Source organism: Acinetobacter sp. AKBS16 (assembly GCF_002899995.1).
Lineage (GTDB): Bacteria > Pseudomonadota > Gammaproteobacteria > Pseudomonadales > Moraxellaceae > Acinetobacter > Acinetobacter baumannii.
In genome coordinates, this window is sequence record NZ_POYH01000082.1 from 31,203 (window position 1) to 41,617 (window position 10,415).

Consider the following 10,415-nt stretch of genomic DNA (forward strand, 5'->3'; position numbering starts at 1 on the left):
CCACCTTTTTCTGCATATAAACCATTTCCAATTGGGTACATGCGCGGTAAATTTAAATAACCAAAATATTGAGAATATTGAGGCACTCCGGCTTGTCCAATCCAACCTCCTGTTGAACCGCTATTGTTAATTAACCCCAGTAAATCACCAGGATTCTTCTGCGATGGATCATTGGTTAAATCATAAGGATTAATATTAAAACTATTATTTGCAGCTAAAGAGGTAAACTTCTCATGACGATATGTTCCTCCGGTACTGCTTTTATTATTAATTTTTACGCCAGCTATTTCAAAATCATAGTCACCTAAAAATTCTAGTCGGTTATCAATTAACTCATGATCTAAATCTGTAAAAAAGCTTCCAACAGAGTCGCCTAAATCTTTGTTATTTTGATAGAGCGTACTGTTTGCAATAGACCAATGGTCATTTAAATCTTTAATTACTTTTAATTGAGTGCCAAATCGCTTGGCACTATTTTTATCTTCACTACGTCCTGAAACATTATCATCTAGCTTGACCAATTCATTACCAGGGATTGATGGATCGTAGACCCAACCTTTAATGGTTCCTGCTTGATCAGCAGTTGAGTTCGGTAAAGGCGTGGTCTGAACTCCACCAACAGCAACATATTGGTTTTTATCGTTCTTCTGACGAGTTTGCCAACCAATGACTTTAGAATTTGCCGCACCTGATTCAAATACTGGAGACCAAAAAGTCGAACCGTTTTGAATAATAGGCGTAGCCCTACCTTTGTAATAAAGGCCATTATCAACCGATTGTTGCGATGCTCTATTCCAGCCATGTGTGACATTAAAATCGTAATAGTCATCGTAACTGATATTCCAATCTACCCTTAAACGATCATTTGGACGCCAAGCAAGTGCTCCATAAAATGCATTAAAGTTATTTTTCACATTGTCATAATAGTCATCTGTCTTTTGTGCTGTTGCGCTCACGCGAAATGCTAATTCTTTTGAAATCGGGGCTGTATGATCAATACTGACAGAGAAATTAGGCTCTGCGCCTTTACCTGAGTAAATGGAACCTACAGTCCCAGAGATATTAGTTTCGGCTTTATTAAAATTAGGCTTTTTGGTCAGGTAGTTAATATATCCGCCAGAACCTGAAGTCGGCGCAAAAATTACACCTGTTGGTCCTGCCACAATATCGGCTCCTTCATAAGCATTAAGATTGGTCGGATGGCGAGTACTGTAAATGCGTTGACTATCTTGAAAAACTTCCGAGTTCTGTCCGCGAATTTGTGGAGCAAAGTTAGCATTTTGTCCTCCGCCTCGCGTAATGCTAGGCGCATATTTGACGAGATCATCCGCACTGCGAATAACATCTTCTCTAAATTGTTGTTCTGATACTTGGGATACTACACGCGGGGTATCCAATACAGAGCTATCCGTTCCATAAATTGAGGTAACTTTGCGTTTGGGAACTACGGTCGCTTTCTTGGTTGCTCCAGTAACGACTACATCGGACAAAGTAATTACATCACTTTCAGAATCACCTGCTTGCTGTGGCGTTTCTTCGGCAAAAACATATAACGGTAAAGTCGTCCCTAATACGCTAAGCGCAATAACTAAAGGTTTTAATTGAAAAGGCTGTCTCATATCACACTCAGTAAAGTAAATTTACAATGCGTTACGCAAAGCCTATGCCAACCATTAAATGCCCAAATAATTTACCCTAACCATTTGATTCAGTTGTTTTTAATTTCTCATTGTTTACTTATCAATTCTATTCATGTTTATTTTTTCAACAAAGCTGTTGAAATAGAGACACTCACCAAAAACAATAATTATGTAAGTATTTGATAAATATATTAAAATTATATAAAAATATTGGCATTTATTCTGCAATACCTTAGAAGATGAAGATCTAATCAGGTATTTATAATGACAAATCAAACTTTTCAGTTATCACGTCGAAAATTTTTAACACAAAGTCTCACGGCGCTAGGTGGCGTCTCTTTGATGGGCAGTTTATCAGGTTGTGGCCCCTCTCCAGATAATACTACCGAATCAAAAACTACCTCCTCAGCAACGCCTAAGCATGGAGGAGTTATACGCTTGGGGCTGATTGGAGGACAACAATCAGGCAGTCTAGATCCTCATCTTTCAGCATCTGGAAGTGGTATTACACGAGGTTTCGCTATTTATAATAAGTTATGGGAATGGGATGAAAATATGCTGCCCCGACTTGCTTTGGCGGAGTTTGCCGAACCTAATCACAATGCAAGTGAATGGACCATCCGTTTACGCAAAGGCTTAGAATTTCATCACGGTAAAACCATTACCGCAGATGATGTGATTTTTTCAGTGAAACGCCTAACAGACCCTAAACTCGCTTCACCATTTCGTAATTTGGTGCAGTGGATTGACCGAGATCATATTCAAAAACTAGATGAATATACGGTTCGTATTCCTTTTATTAGTACGATTCCCGGCTTTGTTGCATTGCCTGAAACTTGGGTAAACTTTGGAGGAATTGTACCGACTGACTTCGACCCTATTCATAATCCAGTCGGAGCTGGTCCATATAAAGTCAAAGAGTTTATTCCGGGGCAACGTTCTGTTTTTACCCGTTTTAATAATTACTTTAAAGCAGACAAACCTTATGCAGATAGTTTTGAAGTGATTGATTTTAAAGATCAGGTTTCTCGATTAAATGCTTTATTGGCTGGACAAATTGATGTAGCAAATGCGATTTCACCTGAATATATTAAAATTTTGGAGCAAGCAAAACACATTCAAACTATACGCTCTGCGACCAATACGCATAATAGTTTTGACTTTAATACCCAACAAGCGCCGTTTAATGACCCTAGAGTGCGCCAGGCATTCCGTTTGATTGCAAACCGAGAAGAGTTGGTACAACGAGGCTTAAATGGGCAAGGTCGAATCGCTAACGATCTTTATTCGCCGCAAGACCCAGCCTTTCTCAATCTGCCGCAACGCCAACAAAATATTGCCGAGGCAAAAAATCTATTAGCCCAAGCAGGTTTTAAAGATGGTTTGAATGTAGAACTTGTTACCCCAGTGAGTAGCGCTCAACCGGCATTAATTTTTGCCGAGCAAGCGAAACAAGCCAATGTGAATATTCGAGTTAAACAAGTGGATTTGGCAACGTTTAATGGCCCTGACCGCAGTAAGTGGCAGTTATCGAGTAATGCGTCCAATGTCGGCACGCCATATTTATCGACGGCCGTTGTTAACGATGCTCCAATTTCCACCACCAATCGTGTGAACTTTAAAGACCCTGAATATAGTGAGTTATTTTTTAAAGCACTGGCAGAGCCTGATTTAGCCAAACGCAAAATCCATTTAGCGCAAGCACAAAAAATTCAACATGAACGTGGTGGAATGCTCATTTGGGGATTTAGCCATACGATTGACGCAGCAGCTAAAAATATTGGTGGTTTAGCGCCTGAGCATACAATTTTTCCGACATGGCGCTTTGAAAAACTCTGGAAAGCTTAATACTCGTCTGTAATCACAATATAAAAAAAGCTGCCGAAGCAGCTTTTTTTATGGAGGTATAATTATTTAGGCACTGTAATCACAGAAAGTTTATCTACGCCTACACGTTCAATACTTGCCAATAATTTTGCAACTGTTCCATACGGTACGGTCTCATCAGCATTTAAGTTTAATGCTAATTTCGGGTTACTGCTTTTGCGTGACTTTATTTCTTGTTCAAAGTTCGCAAGTGTAACCTTATCTTTATCAAGGAATATTTCACCTTGTGGATTTACACTAATCACCACAGCTTTGTTTTGATCTGTCGATTGAGTTGGAGCCGCTTTGGGTAAGTTTACTTTCACCGTATTTGTTAACAAAGGAGCTGTCACAATGAATACAATAAGTAAGACCAACATGACATCGACTAGCGGCGTAATATTAATTTCACTGACGACATCGTCTTCTTGAGAGGTAGAAATTGCCATTATGCAAACACTCCTTTCTCTTTCACTTCTTTAGCAGAATTATCTTTAAGCGCCGTATTACCAGTCGTACCTTTTTTAGTAGTTGGTAGTTGGAATCCTGCTTTTTGATTCAGGCTCACGAAGTCCGTTGCAAAATCATCAAGATCTGCGCCAATTGTTTTTACTTTACGCACAAAGTAGTTATAGGCAAGTACCGCAGGTACAGCAACTGCAATACCAATACCCGTTGCAACCAGCGCTTCTCCAATTGGTCCTGCAACGACATCCATACTTGCATTACCTGAATGAGCAATCGCTTGTAATGCATGGATAATCCCAAATACTGTACCGAACAGACCAATGAATGGGGCGTTATTTCCAATAGAAGCCAGTAAAGCTGAACCTTTTTCTAATTGACGGCGTTCAGTTAGAACTTGCTTACTTAAATGGCGCTCTAATAAGTCCTGACGGCTCCAACTGTTTTGTAAATCTTGATGTGTCTTTTCATCTGCTTCAATTAAAGTCTGAAAACCAGTGTTAGCCACTCGCGCTGCTGGGCCTTCCCCCAATTCAGACTTAGTTACTGCATCTGATAAATTTTTTGCTTTCCAAAACTCTTCTACAAAAAGCTTACTTTGTTTTGTCGCTCGCTGCGTCTGGACCACCTTAACCACAATCAGTACCCAAGTCACAATTGATAAAGCAACTAATAACCAGATTGTGCCGTCATGGATCAATGAATTAATATCTGACATGAAAATATCCTCTTAATTTAAATTTTATTTCGGTAATTGATAATGAATTGGAACATCGACCCAGCCTTCTATAGGGGTTTTCCCTTTTAGTGCAGGTGAAAATTTCCATTGCTTTACTGTTCTTACGGCAGCACTGTCTAGAAGTTTTTTGCCACTACTTTGCTTGACACTGACTGTATCTGGGCTGCCATTTGCTAATACTTTGACCCGTAAAATGACAGAGCCTTCCCAACCACGTTCTAAAGCTTGTTCAGGGTATTCAGGTGTAGGGTTACTGAGATATCCGGCATAACCTTTGGCTTCAGTCACAGGTAAATTGTCATCTGACGCTTTTACAGGCTCAGCCACTTTTTTAACCGGTTCTGCGACTACTTCTTTTGTGATCACTGGTTCTGCAACTTTTTGTGGAGTGGGTTGAGCCACGGCTTTTGCAACTGGCTTAGGTTGCTCCACACTTTTTTGGACAGGTTTGGGTTGTTCCACTTGTTTAGAAATTGGCTTGGGTTTTTCCACCACAGGTGGAACTTTTGGCTTTTCAGTAATCGGTGGAATTTTGGGTTCAATCACTTTAGGTGGTTCAACCGGTTTTACGATTTCAATCACCACAGGTTCGGGTTTATGAATATCTAAAGCTGGTGTCGGCAATTGTTTTGCAACATACCAAATTCCAAGATGTGCTGAAGCAACCGCAATAATTGCGATTAAGACTTTATTCAACTTCACTGGAGCAGGTTGAATAACATCTTGATCATGCCGTGCAAACGGATCTGCAATTTCAGTTGTGGCTGCAACTGTCGCAAATTGCTCAAAGAGCAAAGCCCGCTTATGGGGATTAAAGATTTGATCACGCATAAAAATTTAAACTAAAAATAAAAGATTAAGTAGTAAATTGCACAAGCCATGCCAAAACTATAAGTTATTATTTTTTATAAATTTAATTTTTGTTTTTTAAATGATTGATACAAAAGATGTTGGTTTTCAGACAGTGTTATGCTGTTCAAACAACAAGATCCCTTTGATATCGCAAAGGGATCTAAGTTTATTATTTTAATTTATATCCTACTAAGGGTAAGACTTCTTCAGCCACACGATATGCTTCTTCTAAATGCGGGTTACTGGCTAAAATAAAATGTCCCACCCCAATATCAATATATTCTTGCAAACGTTCTGCGACTTGCTCATAACTCCCGACTAAAATACAGTTTGGGCCACCTCGTACATTTGACATTCCCGCCCACACATTTGGACTCACAAATAAGTCTTCAAAACGGTTGCCCTGCACCAAAGCTTGCTGGCGCTTCGCTCCTACAGATTCAGTGTCTTTGCGTTCAAAAGCATTACTATCGACAGCAATGGTTTCATACATTTGTTTAAGCTCTTGAAAGGCTTGTTCTTGGGTTGGGCGCGCTAAAATATCAATACGCATGCCAAATTTAACTTTTCGTTCCGGCGAATTCTGCTCAAAGAAATTTTGAGCCTGTTCGATCACTTTTTTCTGTTGGTCTACAGGTTCGCCCCAAGTTAAGTGGATATCTGCGTGACGTCCTGCGACTTGTAAAGCTGCATCGCTTGCACCTGCTAACCATAAACGTGGAACGTCATATTGATTCATTGGGTATTTCAGGCCACCTTGTTCAACATGGAAAAACTTTCCATCATAATTGAAAGGTGCATGGTGCGAATAACCTTTCACAAATTCTAAAAATTCATTGGTCCGTGCATAGCGTTGATCATGTTCAATAAAGTCCCCATATGCGCGTTGTTGTGCACCGCCTCCACCTGAAATCACATTCCACTCTACTCGTCCCTGACTTAAACGCTGCAAACTTGCAGCCATTTGACTTGCATAAGCAGGATGAATAAACCAAGGCTGAATTGCGATGAGCAAACGAAGTCTTTTAGTTTCTCTGGCCAATGCAGACGCTAACACCCATGGTTCTTCAGTATGTGGAAAAGCAGGAATGAGTGCGCCATGAAAACCAACAATATCGGCTGCTTTCGCTACTTGCTCGACATAGTCATAGTAAGCAAATAACTGATCTTCATGTTGCGGTGCAACACGTTGTGGAGATTGAACTGCTGGGGTTAATTGATTCCATTCACCGCGTGTGTGTAATTGATGTGCTCGACGACCATCCCCATGAACAGGGATTCTCCATAAAAACTCAACTGACATAATGAATCTCGATAATTTAAAGATTTGACGATATTTAATTCGTTATAAGTCTTATGAGCAGGAATCATGCCGTTATTTTTTTAAATTAATTTTTAGCTATACTACTGTTTTATATAAATATTAAAAAATCGAGTTTAAAAGCTGTGTTGATATTTCAACACTTAAACGCTAAAGAGTGTCCCAATCACAACACAACGGCGGCATTTAACCTCAATAATAATTATAAAAAATTATAATTTATTGATTTATTTAAGATAATTTTATTGGCGTGGTTCTTGCTCAATACTCATATATTTTTTAATTCTTATGATGATATGCGTATTTTTCCACGTCTAGTTTTAGGTTTTAGTTTTTTGGGTCTTGTTGCTTGTGGCGCACAAAAAACAGAAGAGACCACCCCAAAACAGTCTGAACAGCAACAACTCCGAATTGCTGTCGTTGCTAATGGCACTTCGGGTAGTTTGGACTTTATTGGTGTGCCACAACTCATTTCACAAGATCAAATTTTTCTAAAAGCATTAAAGCAAAATCACATTGAATTGAAATGGGAACCTGTGACCACTGCTGCTGTAGCAACTCTGGTTAATGAAAGTTTTCTAAATAATAAAATCGATTTTGCTTTTTATGGAAATCTTCCTGCTGTAGTCCTTAACGCAACAGGCGTTAAAACACAAATTGTTGTACCCGGAGGTATTGGTAATAACGTCTACCTTATCGTTCCAGAAAATTCACCTATTAAATCTATTGAGGAATTAAAAGGTAAAAAGATTGCATTACATCGTGGCCGCCCGTGGGAAATTAACTTTGGACAACTCATACAAAGTAAAGGATTAAGCTTAAAAGACTTTCAAATTGTGAATTTAAACCCGCAAGCTGGGGCTGCTGCTTTATCTGCCAAAAGTGTAGATGCCTTTTTTACCTTAAGCGATGCACTTACTTTACAAGATCGCCATTTGGGTAAAATTATTTGGTCATCACAATCTTTGCCCGCAGATTGGAAAATGCGTGCCGAACTCTGGGGGAGCAAAAGTTATATTGAGCAACATCCAGATACCACGCAATTACTTGCTGATGCGACAGTACGTGCAATGGATTGGATTGCGCACCATCAAGATGAGTTTCAGCAAAGTCAAACTAAGTTTGGCCAACCTCTTAGTGTGATTCAACGTGAAAGCCAGAATACGGCAAGCACATGGCAACAAGACTGGTCTCCAGACTATCAAGTCGACTTTTTGAAACAGCATTATTCAAAAGTCATTGATCACGCAGTGAAAAATCAGCTTATTCAAACTCCAATCAAAGCAGATGAACTGTTGAATCCGAAGTTTACCCGTCAAGCGATTCAAAATTTACAGACGAATCATGCTTCAAATAAGCAAGGAAACTAGACAATGAAAATACTAGTAAAGCCACTTATTGAGCAAAATAACGTTTTATTTAAAACCCCACTCCGTAAGGAATTTTCTTCTAAAAAGGTGTATGGGCTGCTCTCTGTGATTTCACCCTTATTAGTATTCCTCATTTGGCATTTGATTAGTTCTTTACAGATTTTCCCAACCCAAATTTTGGTGCCGCCTAAAACTGTCTGGAATACTTTCATTGCGTTGTTACAAAGTGGTGAGCTTCAAATGCATCTCAAAGATAGTCTTTCTCGTCTGTTTTTGGGATTTTCTATCGCAGCAATCAGTGCAATTGCTTTTGGTATTGCCTATGGAGCAAATACTCTCTTTCGTAATTACACCTATATTTTATTTAACGTTTTTTATCAAATTCCAATCTTTGTCCTTATTCCTATTTTTATTTTAGTTTTTGGGATTGGTGAATTATTTAAAATTTTACTGATTATTAAGGCCTGCTTTTTTCCAATAGCGTTAGCAACAGCCGATGCAGTCAAAAATATTCCCAAAAAATATATTGAACTAGGACAAATCTACCAGCTTAAAACACGAGCTTGGCTCAGGTTTATTATTCTTCCATCCATACTCCCGCCGTTAATTGGTGGACTACGAATTGCACTTGGTCGTGCATGGCTGATTTTAGTTGCTGTTGAACTACTGGCAGCTGGAACGGGTATTGGGCAAATGATGGAACTAGGACGTCAAATGTTGCGCTTAGATGTGGTGATGGTTGGTGTGTTTATCACAGGCGTGGTCGGGTTTGGTTTGGATAAAGTTTTACGTTTAGTGGAACAACGCTTTATCTCGCCTGCGCTTAGTTCGGGGGAGAAATAATGTCTCAGCGTTCATTTACTTTAAAACAGACATGGCAACGACCAATCATTTTAGTACAAGGCTTAGTACTACCATTATTGTTATTAGGCTTATGGCAATACAACTCAAGCTTAGGTGCCAGTCATGCCTATGTATTTGTTCCTCTACAAAACATTTATTTCGCATTTATCAAATTGCTTGAAACAGGTGAATTGTGGCTAAACACGTGGGGAAGTCTTAAAAAAGCTGGAATTGGATTTATCTTAGGTTCGATAAGTGGATTAATTTTAGGTACTTTGCTTGCCTATTCAAAAGTTTTAAATGCTTTAGTTTCTCCACTATTTAACAGTATTCGACAAGTTCCATTACTGGGTTTAACACCTTTAATTGCCTTATGGTTTGGTAATGGAGAAGAAGCAAAAATCTTTATTATCGCGCTTGCCTCATTTTTTCCATTAGTCATTAATACATTTCAGGGCCTTAGCCACAATGATGCAAAATACGATGAAATCGCACGTATTTATCAATTTTCATTCTGGCGAAAATTTAAAAAAATACGCCTTCCCCAAGCCCTACCCCATATTTTAACTGGTCTAAATTTAGCGGTGCCCTTTACTTGGATCACCACTACAGCAAGTGAATTGCTATTCAATGCGGGTGCGGGACTCGGCAACTTAATGATGAAAGCCGAGATTAATGCCGAAATGGATATTCTGGTGGTTTGTGCCATTACGGTTACCCTTTGTGGGGCCTTTATGACGGCAGGTATTCATCTTATTTCAAAACGCCTGCTGCAATGGCGTACCTAATTTGTCTTTTAAAAAATATTGTTAGGAATTTATATGTCGTTCTCACTACTTTCTATTAAAAAACTCAATAAATCTTTTCAACGTGATCAAAATACTTTGACCGTTTTAGATGGTATTAATCTCAACATTGAACAAGGTGAATTTATCTCAATTGTTGGCAGTAGTGGCTGTGGAAAATCAACACTATTACGTCTTATTGCTGGATTAGATCAAGACTATGACGGTGAAATTTTACTGAATCAAACTCAGATAAAAGGCACAGATTTAAGGCGAGGTCTTATCTTTCAAGAACACCGATTACTTCCATGGCTTACTGTTTTTGAAAATATCCATTTAGCACTTGAGGAGACTCCACTCACCCGTGAAGAGAGAAATTTACGGGTAAATGAACATATAGAAATTGTCGGGCTGAAGGGTTTTGAAAAGGCGTATCCACATGAGCTTTCTGGTGGCATGGCACAGCGTGTTGCAATTGCCCGCGGACTCGTCAATAAACCCGATATTTTACTTTTGGATGAGCCTTTTGGCGCT

The 10,415-nt window shown here is 39.1% G+C and carries 10 protein-coding genes; 5 read left to right on the forward strand and 5 right to left on the reverse strand.

Going from position 1 to position 10,415, the window contains the following annotated elements; all coding sequences use genetic code 11:
- Positions 1 to 1,619: TonB-dependent receptor plug domain-containing protein (locus tag C1642_RS19625; RefSeq protein WP_416202830.1), on the reverse strand; the 1,619-nt coding region annotated here is incomplete at its 3' end.
- A 285-nt stretch (positions 1,620 to 1,904) separates the two neighbouring features.
- On the opposite strand from C1642_RS19625, the gene C1642_RS14810 reads away from it, so the two are divergent.
- Positions 1,905 to 3,488 (forward strand): ABC transporter substrate-binding protein, encoded by a 1,584-nt coding sequence (locus C1642_RS14810; protein ID WP_103236510.1) that lies wholly within the window; start codon positions 1,905 to 1,907, stop codon positions 3,486 to 3,488.
- Between the two features lie 62 nt (positions 3,489 to 3,550).
- Here the strand turns inward: C1642_RS14810 and C1642_RS14815 are convergent, their stop codons facing one another.
- From C1642_RS14815 to C1642_RS14830, 4 genes are all read right to left on the reverse strand, one after another.
- Positions 3,551 to 3,955: an ExbD/TolR family protein gene (locus C1642_RS14815; RefSeq protein ID WP_001018517.1), complete on the reverse strand. Its 405-nt coding sequence runs from the start codon at positions 3,953 to 3,955 to the stop codon at positions 3,551 to 3,553.
- Complete coding sequence (locus C1642_RS14820; protein WP_103236511.1) at positions 3,955 to 4,689, reverse strand: MotA/TolQ/ExbB proton channel family protein; 735 nt, start codon at positions 4,687 to 4,689, stop codon at positions 3,955 to 3,957. The genes C1642_RS14815 and C1642_RS14820 overlap by 1 nt, the downstream gene beginning before the upstream one ends.
- A gap of 24 nt (positions 4,690 to 4,713) precedes the next feature.
- On the reverse strand, positions 4,714 to 5,541 hold the full coding sequence (locus tag C1642_RS14825; RefSeq protein ID WP_103236512.1) for an energy transducer TonB: 828 nt from the start codon (positions 5,539 to 5,541) through the stop codon (positions 4,714 to 4,716).
- Between the two features lie 190 nt (positions 5,542 to 5,731).
- Positions 5,732 to 6,865 (reverse strand): LLM class flavin-dependent oxidoreductase, encoded by a 1,134-nt coding sequence (locus C1642_RS14830; protein ID WP_103236513.1) that lies wholly within the window; start codon positions 6,863 to 6,865, stop codon positions 5,732 to 5,734.
- Between the two features lie 314 nt (positions 6,866 to 7,179).
- On the opposite strand from C1642_RS14830, the gene C1642_RS14835 reads away from it, so the two are divergent.
- The 4 genes from C1642_RS14835 to C1642_RS19630 form a co-directional block, all read left to right on the forward strand.
- Entirely contained in the window at positions 7,180 to 8,253 is a 1,074-nt protein-coding gene (locus tag C1642_RS14835; RefSeq protein ID WP_004701586.1) for an ABC transporter substrate-binding protein, read from the forward strand.
- Between the two features lie 3 nt (positions 8,254 to 8,256).
- Positions 8,257 to 9,096: an ABC transporter permease gene (locus C1642_RS14840; RefSeq protein WP_103236514.1), complete on the forward strand. Its 840-nt coding sequence runs from the start codon at positions 8,257 to 8,259 to the stop codon at positions 9,094 to 9,096.
- On the forward strand, positions 9,096 to 9,884 hold the full coding sequence (locus C1642_RS14845; RefSeq protein ID WP_103236515.1) for an ABC transporter permease: 789 nt from the start codon (positions 9,096 to 9,098) through the stop codon (positions 9,882 to 9,884). The genes C1642_RS14840 and C1642_RS14845 overlap by 1 nt, the downstream gene beginning before the upstream one ends.
- An 18-nt stretch (positions 9,885 to 9,902) precedes the next feature.
- The coding region (locus C1642_RS19630) for an ABC transporter ATP-binding protein (RefSeq protein ID WP_228153920.1) at positions 9,903 to 10,415 on the forward strand (513 nt) is incomplete at its 3' end.

Excerpts from the sequence above, each read along its gene's own strand:
- C1642_RS14810 (WP_103236510.1), top strand. The coding sequence starts at position 1,905 with ATGACAAATCAAACTTTTCAGTTATCACGTCGAAAATTTTTAACACAA.
- C1642_RS14815 (WP_001018517.1), bottom strand. The coding sequence starts at position 3,955 with ATGGCAATTTCTACCTCTCAAGAAGACGATGTCGTCAGTGAAATTAAT.
- C1642_RS14820 (WP_103236511.1), bottom strand. The coding sequence starts at position 4,689 with ATGTCAGATATTAATTCATTGATCCATGACGGCACAATCTGGTTATTA.
- C1642_RS14825 (WP_103236512.1), bottom strand. The coding sequence starts at position 5,541 with ATGCGTGATCAAATCTTTAATCCCCATAAGCGGGCTTTGCTCTTTGAG.
- C1642_RS14830 (WP_103236513.1), bottom strand. The coding sequence starts at position 6,865 with ATGTCAGTTGAGTTTTTATGGAGAATCCCTGTTCATGGGGATGGTCGT.
- C1642_RS14835 (WP_004701586.1), top strand. The coding sequence starts at position 7,180 with ATGCGTATTTTTCCACGTCTAGTTTTAGGTTTTAGTTTTTTGGGTCTT.
- C1642_RS14840 (WP_103236514.1), top strand. The coding sequence starts at position 8,257 with ATGAAAATACTAGTAAAGCCACTTATTGAGCAAAATAACGTTTTATTT.
- C1642_RS14845 (WP_103236515.1), top strand. The coding sequence starts at position 9,096 with ATGTCTCAGCGTTCATTTACTTTAAAACAGACATGGCAACGACCAATC.